This window comes from Streptomyces sp. NPDC087901 (assembly GCF_044742205.1).
In the GTDB taxonomy this organism is placed as follows: domain Bacteria; phylum Actinomycetota; class Actinomycetes; order Streptomycetales; family Streptomycetaceae; genus Streptomyces.
Map to the genome: position 1 here is coordinate 117,313 of NZ_JBIUUC010000010.1, position 18,050 is coordinate 135,362.

The following is an 18,050-nucleotide window of genomic DNA, read 5'->3' on the forward strand; positions in this document are numbered from 1 at the left end:
CCGTCGTCCGTTCTCAGAAGAGGAAATAGCGCTGGGCCATGGGAAGTTCGGCGGCGGGGGCCGGCTCGACCGGATCGCCGTCGATCGTCACGGCGAAGCTGTCCGGGTCGACGTCCACCCGGGGCAACGCATCGTTCTCCCTCATGTCGGCCTTGGTCACGCCCCGGGTACTGGTGATCGGCACGAACCGCTTCCCCAGCCCGAGCCGTTCGGGCAGCCCGTCCTCGATCGCCGCTCCCGACACGAAGTTGAACGAGTTCGCGGCCGGGGCCCTGCCGACCGCACCGAACATGGGACGCGGCAGGACGGGCTGCGGGGTGGGGATGGAGGCGTTGGCGTCGCCCATCTGCGCGTACGCGATCTGGCCGCCCTTGATGACGGTCTGCGGCTTGACCCCGAAGAAGGCCGGTTCCCACAGCACCAGGTCGGCGAGTTTGCCGGTCTCCACGGAGCCGATCTCCCGGTCGAGGCCCTGGGCCACCGCGGGGTTGATGGTGTATTTGGCGACATAGCGACGGACTCGGTGATTGTCGGCCCGCCCGTCACCCGGCAGGGCACCGCGCCTCTTCTTCATCACATGGGCGGTCTGCCAGGTGCGCAGGACAACCTCACCTATGCGCCCCATGGCCTGCGAGTCGGAGGAGATGATCGAGATGGCACCGAGGTCGTGCAGGATGTCCTCGGCCGCGATGGTCGAGGGCCGGATCCGCGACTCGGCGAACGCCAGGTCCTCGGGCACTGCAGGGTTCAGGTGGTGGCACACCATCAGCATGTCGAGGTGTTCCTCGATGGTGTTGACGGTGTGCGGACGCGTCGGATTGGTGGAGCTGGGCAGCACGTGCGGCTCCGAGACGACGCTGATGATGTCGGGGGCGTGCCCGCCGCCCGCGCCCTCGGTGTGGTACGCGTGGATGGTGCGCCCTGCGATGGCGGCCAGGGTGTCGGCGACGAATCCTGCCTCGTTGAGCGTGTCGGTGTGGATGGCCAGCTGGGCCCCCGTCTCCTCGCAGACCCTGAGACAGGCGTCGATGACGGCGGGGGTCGCGCCCCAGTCCTCATGGATCTTGAACCCGAGAGCGCCCGCCCGCAGTTGGGAGTGCATGGCGTCATGGGACATCGTGTTGCCCTTGCCGAGCAGTCCGATGTTGACCGGGTACGCCTCCAACGCCTCGAACATCCGGGCCAGATGCCAGGGACCCGGGGTGATGGTGGTGGCCTTCGTGCCCTCGGCCGGACCGGTGCCGCCACCGACCAGGGTGGTGATGCCACTGGAGAGAGCCTGGTCGACGAGGGTCGGCGAGATGAAGTGGACATGGGCGTCGATGGCGCCTGCGGTCAGGAACTTCCCGTTGCCTGAGATGATTTCGGTCTCGGGGCCGATCACCAGGTCCGGATGGACGCCGTCCATGGTGTCCGGGTTGCCGGCCTTTCCTATCCCCGTGATCCGGCCGTCGCGGATACCGATGTCCGCCTTGACGATGCCCCAGTGGTCGATGACGACGGCGCCGGTGATCACCGTGTCCGGCGCGCCTTCGGCGCGGGTGGTTCGCGCCTGCCCCATCGACTCACGGATCACCTTTCCCCCGCCGAACACCGCCTCGTCGCCCGCACGTCCGGGTCCGCCGCAGCGGTCCTCCTCGATCTCGACGAGCAGGCCGGTGTCGGCGAGACGGATCCGGTCGCCGGTGGTGGGGCCGAACAGGTCGGCGTACACGGCGCGTTGGAGCTCAGTCATCGAGGGGACCTCCGGTCTCACCGCGCAGGCCCGGGACGATCCGCCGCCCCGCCAGCGGGACGAGTTCAATGTCGACGGGGATACCGGGCTCGAACCGGACGGCCGTCCCGGCGGCGATGTTCAGCCTCAGTCCGCGGGCGGCTTCCCGGTCGAACTCGAGGCCGGGGTTGGCCTCGGCGAAGTGGTAGTGCGAGCCGACCTGGATCGGCCGGTCGGCCGCGTTGAGGACGGTGAGGCGGATGGCGGGCCGGCCCGCGTTGAGCGGCACGGGCCCGTCCGCGTACAGAATCTCTCCCGGAATCATCGGCGGCGCCCCGTCAGACGATCGGGTCGTGGACCGTGACGAGCTTGGTGCCGTCGGGGAAGGTCGCCTCGACCTGCACGTCGTGGATCATCTCGGCTATGCCGTCCATGACGTCCTCACGGGTGAGCACCTTGCGTCCGGATGCCATGAGTTCGGAGACCGTACGGCCGTCGCGTGCCCCCTCCAGCAGGTGCGAGGTGATGAGGGCGACGGCCTCGGGGTGGTTGAGCCGCAGCCCTCGCCCGCGGCGCTTCTCGGCCACGTCCGCGGCCACATGTATGAGCAGGCGTTCCTGCTCGTGCGGGGTCAGTTGCACGTGTCCACCTCACAGTCGTCCGCCCAGTACCGGCCCTGGGCGCAGCGAGACACTAGCCGCCTTCAACAGTCTGTTGAACGTCGAACCGGTGCCGCACGGCGAGGTATTGCACGTTAGAGCCGAAGTTTTTCCGGCACGTTAACTGGCCTTTTGCTGATCCATGGACATCAGCCCGCGCAGACCGTTCTCGAGAACCTCGGGTCCCGCGTCGCCGAACATGGCGAGTTGGACGATGAAGCCCTGAGCGGTGGCGATCAGCGTGCGGGCGATGTGCTCGTCCGGCACATCGGCAGCGAGCGTCCCGCTCGCGCGGTACACGCCGACCAGCTCCGCCCATGACACGCGCAGGCCCTCGTACGCCTCACCGAGCGTGGCCGCCAGCCGCTCACTGCGCAGCGTTTCGGACCACACCTGGACGATCAGCCCGGCATACGCCCGCCGGTCCAGCCCGCCCCTCCCGTCCGCCTCGCCGCCGAACAGCGTGCGCGCCACGCGGCCGATCAGCACATCAGGGGTGGGCGGCGGACTGCTGCAGGCGGCACGCTCGAACGCCTCCCGGACCCCGCCGACCGCCTCCCTCGCAATGGCGTCGATCAGGTCCTCCTTGCCGCTGAAGTAGCGGTAGACGGCGCCGGCCGACAGCCCGACCTCCTTCAGCACGTCCTGCATCGATGCGGCGTGGAAACCGTCGCGGGCGAAGCACCGCGCCGCGCCGTCGAGGATCTGCCGGCGGCGGGCGTCGAGGTGTTCCTGGGATACACGAGCCATGACCCCAATGTAAAACGAACGTTCCTTCTTGACAAGCGAGCCACTCGGCCGGAGAGTGTCGCCGATACATAAAACGAACGATCCTTCTCTTTGAATCGAGGTTCCCGTCATGTCCGCTGCCCCGAACCGCCGTTTGGTGGCGGTCGTTCTGCTGGTCCCCATGGTGGTGGCGCTCGTCCTCTGGGCTTTCGCCTGGCCCGCTGCCCGGATGGCGCCCCGGGACCTCCCCGTCGGCGTCGCAGGCTCCGCACCGGCCGCCGATCAGCTCCAGCGGCAGCTCGAACAGCGCGACGGCGCCTTCGAGATCCACAGGTACGACTCCGAGACCGCCGCCCGCACCGCAATCGAGGACCGCGCCGTATACGGCGCGGTCGTGGCCACCGCGAAGGGCCCCGAACTGCTGACCGCGTCCGCGGCCGGCCCGGTGGTCGCCCAGCTGCTGCACGAGGCGGTGACCGCATCCGCCCCGGCGGGCACTGCGGTGCCCGTCACGGACGTGGTGGCGGCACCGGCCGCGGATCCGCGCGGCAGCGTGCTCGGCGCGAGCATCCTGCCGCTGGCGATCGCGGGCATGGCCGCCGGATCGGCGGTGACCCTGCTGCGGCTGCGCGGCGGGCGCGCGGCCTCCGCGCTGATCGGCGTGGCGACCCTGGTGGGAGTCGTCGCCACCGCGCTCACCGACAGCTGGCTCGGGGTCATCATCGGTGACTGGTGGAGCGAGGTGGGCGCGCTCGGTCTCACCGTGCTCGCCGTCGGCGCGCCGGTGGCGGGACTCGCGGCGCTGATCGGACCGGCGGGCATCGGCCTCGGGGCACTGCTCATGGTGCTCGTCGGCAACCCGTTCTCGGGCGTCACCAGCGCGCCCGAACTGCTTCCCCAGCCGGTCGGCGCGATCGGCCAGTTGCTGCCGCCGGGCGCGGGCGGTTCGCTGCTGCGCTCGGTCGCGTTCTTCGACGGACACGCGGCGGGTGGCGCGGTCCTGACCCTCGCCCTGTGGGCCGTACTCGGCCTGACCGCGGTGATCATCGGTGGCCGCCGCCGGGCCCCGGCACCGGACGCGCCCGAGGCCGCAGCCGAGCGTCAGCCCGCACTGGCGGGCTGACGCACCCCCGAAAGGGCCGTGCACCCCCCGCGGTGGGGGTGTACGGCCTTTTCGTGTCCGGTCAGTTGCCCGGGTCCTGCTGCCCCCTGTGCTCCGCGGCGATCCCGAAGCGCCGCCGTTCGCCCGGAGCGGATGCCGCGGAGCCGATCGAGGAGACCGAACTGATCACCTGCTCCTGCTCCGCCGCCTCCTCGTTCTCGAGTCGCTCCAGGTCAGCGGCCGATACGAGCGCCACGAGGGGTTTGCCGTGCCGCGTCACGACCACGCGCTCGCCGCCGTAGACGACTCGGTTGATCAGTTCGGCGAGGTCAGCTCGGGCTTGCGTCACCGGAATCTCGTAGGCCATGCTCCTAGCTTATGTAATGTCCACCTGGTCCGCCGTGGTCCATGGCGACAGCGAATGTCCAGGTCAGAGGCTTTCGCACGCTCTCGTGCGCACTCGTTTGAAGAAGATGCGCGAGACGAGGTGAGGAGTGTTGTGGGCGCCCTGAGTCCTGGTGCGCCTCCAGGCTGCCGCCCGAGACGCGCTGCACGCTGTGGACGATCGTGTATCCCCAGGTATGAGTTCACGTAATTCCCCAGGTTCCCGCCTGGCTGGGTTCGCGTAATTCCCCGGGTTCCCGCCTGGCTGGGACTTCGTCCCGTCAGAGGTCCACGCGATGCGCGGCAGCCGATGCGTCATCGACCGAGCCGTAGCGCAAGATGACGTGTGCCGGGCGGAACGGCAGGTCGTGCAGGATGGGTGCCACCACAGCGAAGAGTGCATCGGCGTCCGGTCCGTAGGCGTAGAGGACAACCTCGCCGCCTCCGTATTCGTTTCCGTCGAACTCGCCGACGTCGGATTGCCCGATCGCCTCGGTCAGCCGGGACTGCGCCTGGCGGACGACCCCTCGTTGGCTGGGTCCGCCGAGGCCGTCATCGGCCAGTCGATAGCGGGCGATGACGGCGTGCTCAACGTCGGTTTCTGCTTCGTCTGTGTCGCCCACGCGGAAACGATCTCATCCCGGACCGACATCATCACTGGCCAGCCGTCCGGGACGCGGTCCTAAGGGCGTGCATCGAAACCCCGGACCCGGTCACGTTGCTTTCGCGTCCTCACTGGCAAGGAATGGACGCAGCAGCGTGAGTAGGGCGCGCGGCCTGTGCAGCGGGATGATGTGGCCGCAGTCTTCGATGACGTGTCCGGTGAGATCGTCGGTGACCGGGCGGAGCTGGCGTTCCAGCGCCGCACCGACGGGCCGGGAGCCCAACGTCATCGTCGGCACCGTCAGGCGGGCGATGGCGACCGCCTGCTCGATCTGTACCGCGCTCTCGGGCAGCGCCCGGTAGTACGAGAACGCGCGGCTCAACGCCTGGCGGCCGGTGTATGCGCGGACGAAAGCGTCCCGAAGTGCGGGGCGCACCCCGTCGCCGAGCGTGCCAGTACTCAGAAACCAGTCGACGTAGGCGGCCTCGTGGCCCTCCAGTACGGTCTCGGCAAGGCCGGGCGCGGCGAAATGGAAGCCGAACCACCACGGCGGCCCGTCGGCAAGGAATTCCTCGGCGCCGGGCAGACCGCCCAGAACGGACTCCATGACGACCAGGCGCCGGACGAGACCGGGGCGGCGCAGGGCGAGGAGGAAGGCCGGCGCGGTACCCGCGTCGATGCCCACCACCGCAGCCGAGGACACGCCGAGCGTGGTGAGAAGCGCCGCGGCGTCCTCGGCCAGGGTTCCCGCGTCGTACCCGGAGGCGGTCCCGCTGCTCGCGCCGAACCCGCGCAGGTCCGGCGCGATGACGCGGTAGCGGCCGGACAGGCCGGCCATGACGTCCGTCCACAGCTCCCATGTGTGCGGGAAACCGTGCAGCAGCAGGACGGCCGGGCCCGATCCGGCGAGGGCGACGTTCAGTTCGACACCGTTGACGGGGACGCGCCGCAGCTCGGGCATGGAGAGGCTCCAGGTGTGGTGAGGAATAGTGACCACGTCACGCTAAGGAACTACCCTGGTTCCTTCCAAGACGGCACTTTCCCTTCAGGTGGTGAGCCCTGAGTGACCACATCGAGGCCCGGCGAACCCGGCGGGCGGCCCGGTGAGCGGGGTGATTTGCTGAATCCGCTCTGCCCGACCCGCCAGTTGCTCGACCGTATCGGCACCAAGTGGACGTCGATGGCGGTCAAGGTGCTGGCCGAGGAGGCGCCGGACGAGCTCCGTTTCGCGGAACTGCGGCGCCGTATCTCCGGCATCTCACAGAAGATGCTGTCCGTCACCCTGCAGAGCCTCGTCCGCGACGGTCTGGTCGCGCGCCGAGTGGAACCCACCGTGCCACCCGCCGTCCACTACCAACTCACCGAGCTCGGCCTGTCCCTCGAAGGACCGCTCTCCGCCCTGCGGGTCTGGGCCGAGACATACATGCCGGAGATCGACCGCAACAACCAGCTCGCCGACGAGACACCCCCGACTAGGTGATCGTGGGCTTGGCCAGCTTGTCGGCGGGGCGCCTGTTCGGGCGGTAGCTGGGGCCGCTCAGGATGTTGCAGGTGTTGATCAGCCGGTCCAGGAGTGACACCGCGACGACGGGGTCAGGGAAGAGGGGATTCCAGTCGCCAAGGGCTGGCCCGTAAATGATCTTCAGTGGTCGACGCTCGGTTCAGGCACCCAGTCTCGTCAGACCGCGCACCCCGCCCACGCGCACCTCGCCGCCCGCCCTCCGCTCGTGCGCCGCGCTGCTTCATGTCCGGGCGGGGAAGTCAGGGTGGTCGGCATAGGGCAAAGCAAGGTCACGCAAGTCGTGGCAGGGCCAGGGGTCTCGGGCGTGACGGGCCAGGATGCGCCGCTTGGCCTCGATCTCGCGCAGGACGCGGGCCGGGTCGTGCAGGGCCACGTGCAGAGCGATCGTGGGGTGCAAACCGGAGAGATCCACCTGGCAGAAGTCGACCGTTTCTCCGCTGGCAGACCACTCCCCGCAGCCGTCACCGTCGCAGCGCCGGGCCAAGTCAGCCTCCTCGCCCAGCCGCGCCTCGAGGAACCTCACCAATTCCTTAGTCATGGGGGCATTCTCGATGTTGCGCAGGCGCCATGGAACGACCTTGCGGTGGCCGGTGTGATCACGGCATCGGAGCCGTCTTGGATAGCCCCATTCAGCAGGCTGAGCCCGCGGCAGTTCGGGAAGCTGGTGACGGTGCTGCGGCGGGGAGGGGGCGGACTCGGTCCGCAGGGGCCGGCCCTGGAGTCTTTCGCTGGAGGACCGAGCCCAGTTGGTCGCGGCCTACTGGCGCACGAATCTGACCATGCGGCAACTCGCCCCGCTGTTCGGAGTGTCCGAGTCGGCGGCGGACCGGGTCATCGACCACCTCGGGCCGATGCTCGCGCTCCAGCCCCGCAAGCAGTCGCCAATGACACCGTGCTCATCGTGGACGGCACCCCGGTGCCCACCCGCGACCACACCATTGCCGAGCAGTCCAACAACTACCGGTACTCCACGAACCACCAGGAGGTCATCCAGTACTGACAGCCTCCTTGATCGCCACCATGACTTGCACGGGAAGCGGCTCCTACTGGCATGGCACCATCGGTCTGGATCATCTGAAAGTCCCGACGAACTACGACGCCTTCGGCTGCCTGTTCGTTCATTGCTCAGTCGCCTTCTGGCCGGTCCTTGCTCAGGATCCGAATCGTGGGACACTCTCCCGGGGCAGCCCGTCCGCCGATGGCTTGGGGACTCTGTCCAGAGCATCCACAAAGTGGCTCTCGTCGCGGTCCTGTTCCAGCCACTCGGCGAGCGTCTGCCAGACGGCAGAGTAAGCGGTGCACAGACTGTGGACGGTACGCGGGTCCAGCCACGCCACGCCACCGGCTGTTGCCCTGCTGAACAAGTCCTGCCCCTCCTGGATGTTCGCGTAGTGGGCCTTCTTGCCTCTCACGTCTCGCTTGAGGTCGCTCTGCAGCCTCCGGAGGCGACTGGTGATCTCCTCACGGTCGGACCGCGCGGTGCCATCAGCGAACATCGAGGGAGGGAATCCCAGCGTGTCCGGGACCGTTGACTGACTGCCGGCCCGCACCGATCGAATGAGTTCCACGCGGTACTCCCAGTGGCCGAGCCGTCGCGAGTCGGTCACCTTCCGCATCCCGTTCCAGATGTCGGATTCGGCGCGAAGCCATTCCGTCGCGTCCCGGATGTCGAAGCTGGGCTCCTCGCCTCGCGCGATCCACACCTTCTCCATCACCTTGGCGGCCTCTTCGAGGAGCCTGTAGTCGTATTCCCTCATCTGCGCCTCGGACCAGCTGTTCGGAGGAGGATGCGTCGGGAGCTCCTGCCCCGGATAGGCGGTCAGTACGAAGCGCTCGAAGAGTGCCGCCTCCCGAAGAAGAGCCAGATCCGGGTCCTCATGCACCATCCAGGTTCGCTCCACCGTTGCGGAGTCTCCCCTGGGAACCAGAATCGCCCATTCAAGCTCCTCCACCGCTTGCTGCGTGTGCTCCTTCGTCCGAGCCTCGCTGCCCTCGTTGATCTTCAGGGCCACGGCATGCACACATGCGCTGTTGTAGCGGGTCAACCAGTCGCCGCGCCGGCACCACGGAAGGTAGCGACGTACAAATACCAGTCGGCTCCGGGCCCTGTCGATCCGGGCTTTGAGTTCACCGGGGGTGACGTGCGCTGTCACAGGAGGTCCGGTGCGCCAGGCATAACGGGCGTGCGGGTCGTACACGGGGCCGGGTAGCTGTATCTTTTCGACCGCCCACGCCAGACGCAGAGGGGCCCACACCTCGCGATTGATGCGGAATGCGCCTCGAGTCACGGCCTGCCGAGGGCTGCGGACGCTCTGAACATGGGAGAAGGGGGAGATAAACCGGAAGCAACTCCGCAGCCGTGCCGGCCAGTACAGACCGGCCAGGCGCGCCCAGCGGTCATCTGCGGCCAGACGGTTAGTCTCCTGCATCGCGGCCCGCTGGAAAACCAGACGCACAAGATTCTTCGCGACGGCAGCGGATTCGGATCTCCCGTAGAGGGACTGCTCCAGCGCTTTTGCGAGCCAGGCCTCTTCGTCACCGGGGTGTGCCAGCGTGATGGCCGCTTGCTGGTACCGATCCGCAAGAAGGGGCACGAGGCGGCGCCGGGTCGTGTCGTCCTGGCTGCCTTTGCGCTGGAACCATTGTTGTGTCGTCTCTTCCGACATTCCCAGGATGATGGCGTTCCGGTACCGCAGACCGAGCACGTCCCGGTACAGGCGAGGGTGACGCAGATAGCGCAGCCGCCGCCAATCCACCTGCCCAGGTCTCAGCCACAGCCGCCTGTTGTACTGCCTGGAAGTCTGTCCATCGAGAGTGAGGGCGCGTTGGCACGTTTCGAGAGCGTCGATGTGCAGACCCATCTTCTCCTGCACCTCGGCCAACTCGCTCCGGAGGTACGGATTCTTGGGGTCGAGTGCGATCGCGTCGAAGTACCGTGACAGCGCCTCGTGATAGCGGCCGGCCCGGCTGAGCTCGTTCGCGCTCTGGTACGCCTCGTACAGTTCGGGATTGAGCTCACGGCCCCACCATTGACGCCAGGGCGGTTGCCGCCCCGCTCGAGTCACCGGCAGCAGGACGCTGATCACCCAGCAGCCGGTCTTGCGGATGACTTCGCCCCATTCTTTTCCCCAAAGAGTCGTCGAGCTGGAACCGCCGAACACGAAGGCCGTGACCGTCACCGTCACACCCAGGCAGTCCGGTCTCTGTTCACGGATCCGGAGCACTCCTCCGACCCGGTAGGCGAGTTTCGGCCGCAGTCGGCTCAGGAGGCGCGGAATGGCGGCCCCCAGCTTCTTGGGGTCCAACTCGACGTCGCCGACCAGTTCGAGAAAGCTCGTCGGTGGGACCTCGGCGGGCAGCGTCGTTGGTGCGTAGATGCTGCTGTCGGACAATTGCTGGCGAAGCTCGGCGGTCAGATCCCCAGCCGGCACATCGAGGGTTCCCGGGGGCGTCGCGTCGATGAGTTCCTGAACGTCGACCGGACCCGGTTTGTAGGCCACCAGCGCACGCGTCGCCCGCCAGTACAAGTAGAGGACAACCAGGGCGACAAACCAGAATCCCAGCCTTTGGCCGGGTACGAGGCCGTCGCCGTCGACGACCCGGCCGAGCCCGCCGAAGATCTGCGCCACCCACCCGGTGAACCCCTGTGCCCACCCCCAACCGCCCCCGCTCCAGGCCGGGTGGTCCTTGCCTGCCCACGTCAGGAGGCCGAGGAGTCCGAGCGTTCCCACACCGCTCCACACAATCCACGCGATCCGCCTCGGGGCGGGAAGCGGGGATGTCAGGGTGGTTTCGCTTTCCTTTCGCCGATTGATCATGGCGAACTCCGGATCATAAGACGTCCCCTCTCACCAGGCTAGGTGACATCCCTGTTGTAGACAGATCAACCGTTCGAGTAGGCAACTCGTGGTGTCGTTTGTCATCAATCGAGGCGTTTGACAGTGGGTCCAGTCGTTTCGGCTTCTTTGACAGCGAATCCAGTCGTGAGGTGTGAGCACTCCGGGGTGCCGTGTGTCGGTATCGACTGGGCGGTAATGCAAAACGTCTGAATCTGTCTCACATCCGGAACACGGTCTTGACCCGCTTCGTCGACGAGCTGTCCGACGACGAAGACCTCCTGCGCCGCCTGCTCGGCACCAACAAGCAGAGGAGCAGCCGCCGCGACGCATCTGGCCGTCTACCCGCCACTGCTCTTCCCGGACTTGCCGCCCTGGCCGCCGGCCCGCTTTCGCGCCGCCCGGAACCACGCCTGACGACCTGGCTGCTGGCCATCGCTGCACTGGTCCTGGCCGCCTCCAGCAGCCTGGTCCTGGGCTTGCTCGCACCGTCCGGCCTGGTGCGCATCCCGCTCGCGGCCGCGCTCAAGGACTACGCACCCGACGCGATCGCCCGTGAGGACCCGGCCGCACGGCCCGCCGCCCTCGCTTGCACCATCCTGCTCACGCCGGCCGCCAACGCCACGATCTACGCCATCCTCGAAGCGGGTGTACGCCCACCCGAGTCCCGAGGACCTCCGCGTCGCCTCGGAACACCTCACTTGTCCATGTGATTGCGGTGAGGACGAAGCAGCTTGACGCTGAGGGCGTCGTGGCAGATTTGTGAGATTTCAGCACTCGGCGAACAGCAGAACAGCCTCTGTCCTCGGCCTTTGCACCGATCACCAGGCTCTCTCCCATCACAACCTTCTGTACGTCCTGTACATTTTCTACAGAAGCGTGCGCGGGTGCCTTCAGGGTCTCGCGCACCCCGGACGAGAGGCCTCGCCATGCACCGCCCCGCCGCCCGCCATGTACTGCCCGAGTTCACCGAGCGCACGTCCCAGGGGACCCGCACGCTCGACCCGTACTCCAAGCTGCTGGCCGAACGGGTCGTGTTCCTCGGCACCCCCGTCGACGACACGGCTGCCAACGACCTGGTCGCACAGTTCATGTACCTGGAGCACGACGCGCCCGACCGGCCTATCTCGCTCTACATCAACTCCCCCGGCGGCACGTTCGGGGCCATGACCGCCGTCTACGACACGATGGCCTTCCTCACCTGCGAGGTGGAGACCTTCTGCCTCGGCCAAGCGGGGGCCGGCGCGGCCGTGCTGCTCGCGGCGGGCGCTCCCGGCAAACGGCACGCCCTGCCGGGCGCCCGCGTGGTGGTGCAGCAGCCCGAACTCGCCGAGCCCGTACAGGGGCAGCCGTCCGACCTGGAGATCGAGGCAAGGGAACTGGCCCGCATGCGCGAGACGCTCAGCAGCATGCTGGCCCGTCACACCGGCCGCCCCGTCGAGCAGATCACCGCCGACACCGAGCGCGACCTCATCCTCGACGCCGAGGGCGCCAAGGAATACGGGCTGGTCGACCACATCGTCCAGAACCGCTCGCTGTCGCTGTCTCCGCACCCGGCGCGGTGAATCCCCGATGCAGCCACCGGAGTTCGCACCACTGCCCGCCCTGACCCGCGCGGAGGGCGAGTTCATCGACCGCTACCTGCAAGTCCTCGACCAGGTGGGCCGGATCAATCCGGCCCACGGCGGCGACACCTACGGCGCACTGCGCGCCGCCCAGGCACTGGCCTCGTACTCGGCCGCACTGCGGGACGCCCTCGCGGTGATGCACGAGCGTGGTGAAGCACGGATCCACGCAGCCACGTTGACCCGGGCGCTGCGCGTACTCGACGGCGAACGGCGCTCCGGGCGGGTCACCATCCCGCCCGCCCCTCCCAGTTGCTGAGCTCCTCGACCGACACGCCCGACGCGTCGGCCAAATATTCTCCCTCGTTCGGCGTAGACGTTACTTCGCGCGAGGGACAACTCAATTTGCGCTTTCACGGTGGACGATGGGCGAAATCTCCCGTTACGTCGCTGGTACGGCACCGGGCGGCGAGCGTCTGCCGTTTCCCCAAAGGTCACCTGTCCACCCGAACGGGCCAGTCGTGACGAGCCTCACATATCGCCGCTTCACCTCGGAAATCCGGCACTCGGTGAGTCAAGATCCCTGGGACGACAAGCCCCCGCCACCGCGGCGGGGCGGTCCGGGCGGACGCCGAGTCCTGCCGCCGCCCGGATGCCTGGTCGACAGGAGTGGATCGGCAGGAGTGGAGGACCCGAGCACAACGGGCCGACCGGACCTCCGGTTGTCCCTCGGGGTGAAGCCGCATCTGCGGCCGGGCGACTTCGCCAGCCCGAACCCGACAGGTCATCCTTCACAGGCGGCTGACGAAGGGTTGCGCATGACTGCGCAGGTTCATGTCCCGTCTCTCCTCGCCCGGGCCACAACGGCCTCGGCCATGACTCTCGCCGCTGTAGGCGGCACGTTGTTCGTTCCCGGCGCCGTGACCGATGCCCAGGCCGCGACACATTCGATGAAGGCGCTCAACATCGCCGCGTCGAAGAAGGGAGCGCCCTACCGGTGGGGCGCCACCGGGCCCAGTCGCTTCGACTGTTCCGGCCTGACGCTCTACTCGTTCAAGAAGGCGGGCAAGAAGCTCCCGCGCACGGCCCAGCAGCAGTACAACAAGACCCGCCACATCTCGTCCTCCAAGCGGCAACGCGGCGATCTGGTCTTCTTCCATTCCGGCCGCAGCATCTACCACGTGGGCATCTACGCGGGCAGCGGCAAGATCTGGCACTCGCCCAAGACCGGGGCCGTGGTCCGCCTGGAAAAGATCTGGACGAAGAGCGTCTACTACGGACGGGTCCGCTGAAGCCCCTCCCCGTCCCGGCCCGTGCTCCCGCGTCAGTGCAGCAGCGGGCCCGTCACCAGGACCAGCCCCAGTGCGGTGAGTGCCGCGCCGCTGCCGCCCTCGATCGCCCGGGCGGTACGCGGCCGGCGCAGCCACCGGCCAAGGCGGTCCACCAGGAGCGCCACGGCCGGGAACCAGATCAGAGCCATCAGGACGACGATCGCGGCGAGCAGCAGCGTCCTGGGCAGGGGCGCGGCCCCGGCCGGCACGAACTGCGGCAGAAGGCTCAGGAAGAGCACGGGCGCCTTGGGGTTCAGCGCATTGGTCAGGAATCCCTGGCGCAGTGCGCGGCCTGTCCCCATCGTGGCCTGCCCACCATCCCCCTCGTCCGGCCCGGGCCCCGCCGCCTGCCCGGCGCGTCGCCGGGCCGCGTACAGGGCACTGATGCCCAGGTAGAGCACGTATGCGCCGCCCAGGAGCTGGACGGTCCGGAACAGCACGGGCACCGCCACCAGCACGGCGGCCAGACCGGCGACGGCGAGCGCGGTGTGGACCAGGAGGCCCCCGGCGACCCCCACTGCGGTCGCCACCCCCGCCGCGCGCGAGGCGAGGGCGTTGCGTACGACGACGGTGAAGTCCGCGCCGGGCAGCGCGACCATGGCGGCGGCGACCCCGACGAAAGCGGTCAGTTGTGCGTCCATCGCTCCATCCTGGACCGCCGGAGCCTTTAGCATGTACTTGCAATCTTCTGGGTCTGCCAAAAGGAACGCTTAATGTACGACCCGACGCGCCTCGCGGCGCTGGTGGCGGTCGCCGAGGCCGGTTCGATCACCCGGGCCGCCGCACGCCTGGGCTACACCGCCCCGGCACTCTCCCAGCAGCTCGCCAAGCTGGAGCGGGAGGCGGGGGCTGCGCTGCTGGTGCGCCATCACCGAGGCGCCCGGCTGACGGCAGCGGGCGAACTGCTCGCCGGACGCGCCCGGCGGGTCCTCGACGAGATGGAGCAGGCCCGCCATGAACTGGCTCGTCTGGCCGGACTCTCAGGCGGTCGCCTGCGCGTCGGCACTTTCACCACGGCGGGCATTCATCTGCTGCCGCCGGTGCTGAGCGCGTTCCGCCGGGCGCACCCGGACGTGGAGCTGACCGTCACCGAGTACGAGCCGCCGGGCGGGGTGGCCGCGGTGGCAGCCGGCGAGGTGGATCTGGCACTGACCCATGACTACGAGCCCGGCGCTGCGACGCCGCCGCCGTCAGGTGTCCTGTCCGAGCCGCTCCTGATCGAGGAGCTGGTGCTGATCACCGCGGTCGGGCAGGTCCTGGCCGACGGCAGCGGGCGGCTCCCGGTGACGGAGCTGGCAGGCCGGCCCCTGATCAGCAGCGCACCCACCCATCCGCCGCGCCGCGGGGTGGAGAGCGCACTCGCCGAGGCGGGGGCGCTGCCGGCGGTGGTCTGCGAGTCGCCCGGCTATGCGCTGGTGTGCGCTCTGGTCAGCGCGGGCATCGGCATGGCGGTCGTACCCGAGATGGTCGCCGCGATGTCGCCGACGCCGCTGTCCGTACGGCGACTGGAGCCGGCCGCGTTCCGCCGGACGATCTCGGTGGTGCACCGCGGCGACCGCGCGAGCGCCGCGGCGGCGACGCTGCGGGCTTTGCTGCGCAGCGGATTCGGGCGGGCCGCGACGCCTCTGTGACCGTGCCCGGGGTGCGCGGCGGGGCAGTCAGTGCTGGACGGCCGCGTGCCACGGCAGCGCGATCCAGACGGTCTTCCCGCCGTCCGCGGTGGGGGTGACGGTCAGCCGGCCACCGTACTCCTTGGCCAGCGCGCGGATGATCACCATGCCGCGCCCGTTGTCCTGCTGCACGGCCGCGGGGAGCCGCTGGGGCCACCGAGGGTGACTGTCCGTCACCCCGAGGCGCAGCTGCTCCTCCCGCTCCAGCCGGAGGTCCACGGTGAAGGTGGGTGACTGTCCGAAGGTGTGCTGGACGGCGTTGGTCGCGAGCTCCGAGACGATGAGCCGGACGGTCTCTCCCGTCTCCGTGTCGTCGGGAAGTCCCCAGTCGGCCAGTACCCGGGCCACATATCTCCGGGCCGCGGCGACCGAGACCGGCTCGCTCGGCAGAGTGACGCTTGCTTCTTGATGGTCTGCCATGGCGAGCCGTCCCTTTCCCACCCGGAAGCGACCCCGCGATCGTTGGTCCGGGTTGTGCTTCGCGCCAGATTGCCACTGATGCTGCCCTCTGTAACGGCGATCCACCAAGATATGCATATATCTGTCGCTCGAAGCGGTGAACTCTGCCCCGGATGCCCCGTAAAGGCGCCACACTGTCCGCTCGACAGGGAGTGGGAGGGAGGCACCACATGCAGCACGGCCCTGCGGTGCGACGCCGCAAGCTCGGGGAGGAGCTGCGGAGTCTGCGCCATGCGTCGGGACTCACGAGCCGGGACGCGGCTCGTCTGCTCGGCTGGCACCAGTCGAAGGTCAGCCGGATCGAGACCGGCGTGAGCGGGGTGCAGCCCGGCGATGTGACCCGGCTGCTCGACGCGTACGACACGGACGACCCGAAGTTGCGCGAGGTCCTGGAGGCGCTCGCGGGTTCGGCGGGCGGCGGGGGCACGGGGTGGTGGCACGCGTACCGCGGCCTGATCCCGCCGCAGTACCGCGATTTCATCAGCCTGGAGTCACAGGCGCGCACCGCGCGCACGCTGGAGACGTCGGTGGTGCCGGGGCTGTTGCAGACCGCCGACTACGCCCGAGCGGTGACCCGGGCCTCACTCGACGGGCTGCCCACCGGACAGCTGGACTCGCTGGTGGAAGTCCGGTTGGCGCGGCAGGGGGTCCTGCGGAGCGATCCGCCGCTGAGACTGACCGCGGTACTGGACGAGGCAGTGCTACGACGCGAGGTCGGCGGCCGCCGGGTCATGCGGGAGCAGCTGCGCCATCTCAGCCGGGTAGCCCAACTGCCGCATGTGCAGCTTCAGTTGCTGCCGTTCACGGTCGGCGGCTATGTGGGCCTCACCGGACCTTTCGTTATCTTCTCCTTTCCGAGCATTTCTGATCTGGATGTGGTCGTTCTCGACCATTTGACGAGTAGCCTCTACCTGGAGCGGAAAGAAGACCTTGAGGCGTACAGCTCGGCCTTCCGCACTCTGCAGGCACACGCGCTGTCGCCGGAGCACTCGTTGGACCTGATCGCCGCGATCGACCGCGACGGTCGGTGACCCCGGACTGCCCGAGGGGGCCTCATGTCGGATTGCCTCGCACAGCACGCGTTACGGTGGCGGCGCAGCAGCCGCAGCACGGGAATGAACAACTGCGTGGAGGCCGCGCCGTTCGGCAACCGGAGGCTGGCCGTGCGCGACTCCAAGGACGCGTCCAGGCCGCCGCTGCTCTTCTCCGCTGCGGCCTGGACCTCCTTCGTCACCGCCCTGAACGGCGGTTCGGCCGGCTGAGCCGCCGGCGGGCCGATGTTTCGGGTAGCGGCCCCGGCGGGTCAGCCCGCAGGAGCGGCCCGCCGTACGATCGCCACCGCCTCCGCGATCTCCTCGTCCGTCAGGTCCGCGCGCGCCGTCAGCCGGAGCCGGGAGATGCCATCCGGTACGGAGGGCGGACGGAAGCACCCGACCGCCATCCCGGCCGTACGGCAGTCCGCCGCCCAGCGGACGGCCGCCTCGGCCGAGGGGGCGCGTACGGAGACCACGGCCGCGTCGGGACGGACCGCGGTCAGGCCGGCCGCGGTCAGCTGCTCGTGCAGCGCGGTGGCGACCGCACGGGCCCGGCCCGCCCGTTCCGGCTCGCGGCGCAGAAGCCGCAGGCTGCCCAGCGCGGCGCCGACGGCGGCCGGTGCGAGCCCGGTGTCGAAGATGAACGTGCGGGCGGTGTTGACCAGGTGGTCGATCACCCGCGCGGGGCCGAGAACCGCGCCGCCCTGGCTGCCCAGGGACTTGGAGAGGGTGAGTGTGGCGACGACGCCGTCGCCACCCGCCAGACCTGCCGCGGCAAGCGCGCCGCGGCCGCCGTCACCGAGGACGCCCAGGCCGTGCGCGTCATCGACGAGCAGCGCGGCGTCCTCCGCGCGGCAGGCGTCGGCCAGTTCGGCCAGCGGTGCGGCGTCGCCGTCGACCGAGAAGACCGAGTCGGTGACCGCCAGCGCCCTGCCCCGGTGCGACTGCAGGGTCTTGCGCACCGCCTCGGGGTCGGCGTGCGGAACCACAGCCGTCTCGGCGCGCGAGAGCCTGCACCCGTCGACGATCGAGGCGTGATTGCCCGCGTCCGACACGATCAGCGAGCCGCGGCCGGTCAGGGCGGTGAGGGCCGCGAGGTTGGCGGCATAGCCCGAGGACAGCACCAGAGCCGCCTCGAATCCGCAGAATTCGGCCAGTTCGCGTTCGAGCTCCGCGTGCAGCGCGGTGGAACCCGTGACCAGCCGGGAGCCGGTGGCACCGCCGCCCCACCGGCGCGCCGCATCGGCCGCCGCGGCGGTCACTTCCGGATGCCGGGTGAGGCCGAGGTAGTCGTTGCTCGCGAGGTCCAGCAGTTCCGGTTCGGCGGGCCGCGGCCGGAGCGTCCGGACGAGTCCGGCGTCCGCGCGGCGGCGCGCCTCCTCGTCGATCCAGTCGAACGGGGCGAAGGACATGGTCGGGTCCCTTTTGTAGGCAGCTCACA

Annotated in this window: 21 protein-coding genes, 1 pseudogene and 1 riboswitch; of the genes and pseudogenes, 10 read left to right on the plus strand and 12 right to left on the minus strand. The window is 69.0% G+C overall.

Annotation, left to right across the window (positions count from 1 at the left end):
• Nucleotides 1-13: 13 nt before the first annotated feature.
• The 4 genes from ACIOEW_RS27685 to ACIOEW_RS27700 all read right to left on the minus strand — a co-directional run bounded on the left by ACIOEW_RS27685 (nucleotide 14) and on the right by ACIOEW_RS27700 (nucleotide 3,123).
• Complete coding sequence (locus tag ACIOEW_RS27685) at nucleotides 14-1,735, minus strand: urease subunit alpha (protein ID WP_401966771.1); 1,722 nt, start codon at nucleotides 1,733-1,735, stop codon at nucleotides 14-16.
• Nucleotides 1,728-2,039, minus strand: coding sequence for an urease subunit beta (locus ACIOEW_RS27690; protein ID WP_401966773.1), 312 nt, complete (start codon nucleotides 2,037-2,039; stop codon nucleotides 1,728-1,730). Before ACIOEW_RS27690 ends, ACIOEW_RS27685 begins: the two co-directional genes overlap by 8 nt.
• 13 nt (nucleotides 2,040-2,052) lie before the next feature.
• The gene (locus ACIOEW_RS27695) at nucleotides 2,053-2,355 is read right to left on the minus strand and encodes an urease subunit gamma (RefSeq protein WP_401966776.1); all 303 of its coding nucleotides are present in this window, start codon (nucleotides 2,353-2,355) and stop codon (nucleotides 2,053-2,055) included.
• Nucleotides 2,356-2,493: 138 nt separating this feature from the next.
• Nucleotides 2,494-3,123 carry a TetR/AcrR family transcriptional regulator gene (locus tag ACIOEW_RS27700; RefSeq protein WP_401966778.1) on the minus strand — a complete coding sequence of 210 codons (630 nt, stop codon included), beginning with the start codon at nucleotides 3,121-3,123 and terminating at the stop codon, nucleotides 2,494-2,496.
• Between the two features lie 109 nt (nucleotides 3,124-3,232).
• On the opposite strand from ACIOEW_RS27700, the gene ACIOEW_RS27705 reads away from it, so the two are divergent.
• Complete coding sequence (locus tag ACIOEW_RS27705) at nucleotides 3,233-4,225, plus strand: ABC transporter permease (RefSeq protein WP_401966780.1); 993 nt, start codon at nucleotides 3,233-3,235, stop codon at nucleotides 4,223-4,225.
• A 61-nt stretch (nucleotides 4,226-4,286) separates the two neighbouring features.
• Here ACIOEW_RS27705 and ACIOEW_RS27710 read toward each other — a convergent pair whose 3' ends face one another.
• The 3 genes from ACIOEW_RS27710 to ACIOEW_RS27720 all read right to left on the minus strand — a co-directional run bounded on the left by ACIOEW_RS27710 (nucleotide 4,287) and on the right by ACIOEW_RS27720 (nucleotide 6,153).
• On the minus strand, nucleotides 4,287-4,571 hold the full coding sequence (locus ACIOEW_RS27710) for a type II toxin-antitoxin system Phd/YefM family antitoxin (protein WP_362547988.1): 285 nt from the start codon (nucleotides 4,569-4,571) through the stop codon (nucleotides 4,287-4,289).
• A gap of 298 nt (nucleotides 4,572-4,869) precedes the next feature.
• Nucleotides 4,870-5,211, minus strand: a complete 342-nt coding sequence (locus tag ACIOEW_RS27715) for a hypothetical protein (protein WP_401966783.1) — start codon at nucleotides 5,209-5,211, stop codon at nucleotides 4,870-4,872.
• Nucleotides 5,212-5,301: 90 nt separating this feature from the next.
• Entirely contained in the window at nucleotides 5,302-6,153 is an 852-nt protein-coding gene (locus ACIOEW_RS27720) for an alpha/beta fold hydrolase (RefSeq protein WP_401966784.1), read from the minus strand.
• A gap of 102 nt (nucleotides 6,154-6,255) precedes the next feature.
• Here ACIOEW_RS27720 and ACIOEW_RS27725 point away from each other — a divergent pair, with 102 nt between their 5' ends.
• Complete coding sequence (locus ACIOEW_RS27725; RefSeq protein WP_401966786.1) at nucleotides 6,256-6,672, plus strand: winged helix-turn-helix transcriptional regulator; 417 nt, start codon at nucleotides 6,256-6,258, stop codon at nucleotides 6,670-6,672.
• Nucleotides 6,673-6,934: 262 nt separating this feature from the next.
• Here ACIOEW_RS27725 and ACIOEW_RS27730 read toward each other — a convergent pair whose 3' ends face one another.
• Nucleotides 6,935-7,252, minus strand: a complete 318-nt coding sequence (locus tag ACIOEW_RS27730; protein WP_401966787.1) for a DUF6221 family protein — start codon at nucleotides 7,250-7,252, stop codon at nucleotides 6,935-6,937.
• Between the two features lie 45 nt (nucleotides 7,253-7,297).
• Here ACIOEW_RS27730 and ACIOEW_RS27735 point away from each other — a divergent pair.
• Nucleotides 7,298-7,705: pseudogene (locus ACIOEW_RS27735) on the plus strand (transposase family protein); the annotation flags it as partial.
• Nucleotides 7,706-7,865: 160 nt separating this feature from the next.
• Here ACIOEW_RS27735 and ACIOEW_RS27740 read toward each other — a convergent pair.
• Entirely contained in the window at nucleotides 7,866-10,343 is a 2,478-nt protein-coding gene (locus tag ACIOEW_RS27740; RefSeq protein WP_401966790.1) for a tetratricopeptide repeat protein, read from the minus strand.
• A gap of 446 nt (nucleotides 10,344-10,789) precedes the next feature.
• On the opposite strand from ACIOEW_RS27740, the gene ACIOEW_RS27745 reads away from it, so the two are divergent.
• From ACIOEW_RS27745 to ACIOEW_RS27760, 4 genes are all read left to right on the plus strand, one after another.
• Nucleotides 10,790-11,263 (plus strand): hypothetical protein, encoded by a 474-nt coding sequence (locus tag ACIOEW_RS27745; RefSeq protein ID WP_401966793.1) that lies wholly within the window; start codon nucleotides 10,790-10,792, stop codon nucleotides 11,261-11,263.
• Between the two features lie 216 nt (nucleotides 11,264-11,479).
• Nucleotides 11,480-12,115, plus strand: coding sequence for an ATP-dependent Clp protease proteolytic subunit (locus tag ACIOEW_RS27750; protein ID WP_401966795.1), 636 nt, complete (start codon nucleotides 11,480-11,482; stop codon nucleotides 12,113-12,115).
• Nucleotides 12,116-12,122: 7 nt separating this feature from the next.
• Nucleotides 12,123-12,434 (plus strand): hypothetical protein, encoded by a 312-nt coding sequence (locus ACIOEW_RS27755; protein WP_401966796.1) that lies wholly within the window; start codon nucleotides 12,123-12,125, stop codon nucleotides 12,432-12,434.
• 300 nt (nucleotides 12,435-12,734) lie between these two features.
• Nucleotides 12,735-12,930, plus strand: a riboswitch (cyclic di-AMP (ydaO/yuaA leader).
• 3 nt (nucleotides 12,931-12,933) lie between these two features.
• Nucleotides 12,934-13,407 carry a C40 family peptidase gene (locus ACIOEW_RS27760; RefSeq protein ID WP_401966797.1) on the plus strand — a complete coding sequence of 158 codons (474 nt, stop codon included), beginning with the start codon at nucleotides 12,934-12,936 and terminating at the stop codon, nucleotides 13,405-13,407.
• 32 nt (nucleotides 13,408-13,439) lie between these two features.
• Here the strand turns inward: ACIOEW_RS27760 and ACIOEW_RS27765 are convergent, their stop codons facing one another.
• On the minus strand, nucleotides 13,440-14,087 hold the full coding sequence (locus ACIOEW_RS27765) for a LysE family translocator (RefSeq protein ID WP_401966799.1): 648 nt from the start codon (nucleotides 14,085-14,087) through the stop codon (nucleotides 13,440-13,442).
• A 72-nt stretch (nucleotides 14,088-14,159) separates the two neighbouring features.
• On the opposite strand from ACIOEW_RS27765, the gene ACIOEW_RS27770 reads away from it, so the two are divergent.
• Nucleotides 14,160-15,077, plus strand: coding sequence for a LysR family transcriptional regulator (locus tag ACIOEW_RS27770; protein ID WP_350993790.1), 918 nt, complete (start codon nucleotides 14,160-14,162; stop codon nucleotides 15,075-15,077).
• Nucleotides 15,078-15,104: 27 nt separating this feature from the next.
• Here the strand turns inward: ACIOEW_RS27770 and ACIOEW_RS27775 are convergent, their stop codons facing one another.
• A complete protein-coding gene (locus ACIOEW_RS27775; protein ID WP_401966801.1) occupies nucleotides 15,105-15,536 on the minus strand; it encodes an ATP-binding protein in 432 nt (143 codons plus the stop codon).
• 209 nt (nucleotides 15,537-15,745) lie between these two features.
• On the opposite strand from ACIOEW_RS27775, the gene ACIOEW_RS27780 reads away from it, so the two are divergent.
• Together ACIOEW_RS27780 and ACIOEW_RS27785 are read left to right on the plus strand one after the other, a co-directional pair.
• Entirely contained in the window at nucleotides 15,746-16,606 is an 861-nt protein-coding gene (locus tag ACIOEW_RS27780) for a helix-turn-helix transcriptional regulator (protein ID WP_362547953.1), read from the plus strand.
• A 24-nt stretch (nucleotides 16,607-16,630) separates the two neighbouring features.
• Nucleotides 16,631-16,837, plus strand: coding sequence for a DUF397 domain-containing protein (locus ACIOEW_RS27785; RefSeq protein WP_362547950.1), 207 nt, complete (start codon nucleotides 16,631-16,633; stop codon nucleotides 16,835-16,837).
• Nucleotides 16,838-16,878: 41 nt separating this feature from the next.
• On the opposite strand, the gene ACIOEW_RS27790 is transcribed toward ACIOEW_RS27785, so the two are convergent.
• Nucleotides 16,879-18,021 (minus strand): 8-amino-7-oxononanoate synthase, encoded by a 1,143-nt coding sequence (locus tag ACIOEW_RS27790; protein WP_362547947.1) that lies wholly within the window; start codon nucleotides 18,019-18,021, stop codon nucleotides 16,879-16,881.
• Between the last annotated feature and the right edge of the window lie 29 nt (nucleotides 18,022-18,050).

What these genes read in the sequence shown, in the direction of transcription:
- ACIOEW_RS27750 (WP_401966795.1), top strand. Translation starts at nt 11,480, where the DNA reads ATGCACCGCCCCGCCGCCCGCCATGTACTGCCCGAGTTCACCGAGCGC.
- ACIOEW_RS27760 (WP_401966797.1), top strand. Translation starts at nt 12,934, where the DNA reads ATGACTGCGCAGGTTCATGTCCCGTCTCTCCTCGCCCGGGCCACAACG.
- ACIOEW_RS27720 (WP_401966784.1), bottom strand. Translation starts at nt 6,153, where the DNA reads ATGCCCGAGCTGCGGCGCGTCCCCGTCAACGGTGTCGAACTGAACGTC.
- ACIOEW_RS27700 (WP_401966778.1), bottom strand. Translation starts at nt 3,123, where the DNA reads ATGGCTCGTGTATCCCAGGAACACCTCGACGCCCGCCGCCGGCAGATC.
- ACIOEW_RS27705 (WP_401966780.1), top strand. Translation starts at nt 3,233, where the DNA reads ATGTCCGCTGCCCCGAACCGCCGTTTGGTGGCGGTCGTTCTGCTGGTC.
- ACIOEW_RS27765 (WP_401966799.1), bottom strand. Translation starts at nt 14,087, where the DNA reads ATGGACGCACAACTGACCGCTTTCGTCGGGGTCGCCGCCGCCATGGTC.
- ACIOEW_RS27690 (WP_401966773.1), bottom strand. Translation starts at nt 2,039, where the DNA reads ATGATTCCGGGAGAGATTCTGTACGCGGACGGGCCCGTGCCGCTCAAC.
- ACIOEW_RS27710 (WP_362547988.1), bottom strand. Translation starts at nt 4,571, where the DNA reads ATGGCCTACGAGATTCCGGTGACGCAAGCCCGAGCTGACCTCGCCGAA.
- ACIOEW_RS27780 (WP_362547953.1), top strand. Translation starts at nt 15,746, where the DNA reads ATGCAGCACGGCCCTGCGGTGCGACGCCGCAAGCTCGGGGAGGAGCTG.
- ACIOEW_RS27685 (WP_401966771.1), bottom strand. Translation starts at nt 1,735, where the DNA reads ATGACTGAGCTCCAACGCGCCGTGTACGCCGACCTGTTCGGCCCCACC.
- ACIOEW_RS27790 (WP_362547947.1), bottom strand. Translation starts at nt 18,021, where the DNA reads ATGTCCTTCGCCCCGTTCGACTGGATCGACGAGGAGGCGCGCCGCCGC.
- ACIOEW_RS27775 (WP_401966801.1), bottom strand. Translation starts at nt 15,536, where the DNA reads ATGGCAGACCATCAAGAAGCAAGCGTCACTCTGCCGAGCGAGCCGGTC.
- ACIOEW_RS27730 (WP_401966787.1), bottom strand. Translation starts at nt 7,252, where the DNA reads ATGACTAAGGAATTGGTGAGGTTCCTCGAGGCGCGGCTGGGCGAGGAG.
- ACIOEW_RS27755 (WP_401966796.1), top strand. Translation starts at nt 12,123, where the DNA reads ATGCAGCCACCGGAGTTCGCACCACTGCCCGCCCTGACCCGCGCGGAG.
- ACIOEW_RS27770 (WP_350993790.1), top strand. Translation starts at nt 14,160, where the DNA reads ATGTACGACCCGACGCGCCTCGCGGCGCTGGTGGCGGTCGCCGAGGCC.
- ACIOEW_RS27785 (WP_362547950.1), top strand. Translation starts at nt 16,631, where the DNA reads ATGTCGGATTGCCTCGCACAGCACGCGTTACGGTGGCGGCGCAGCAGC.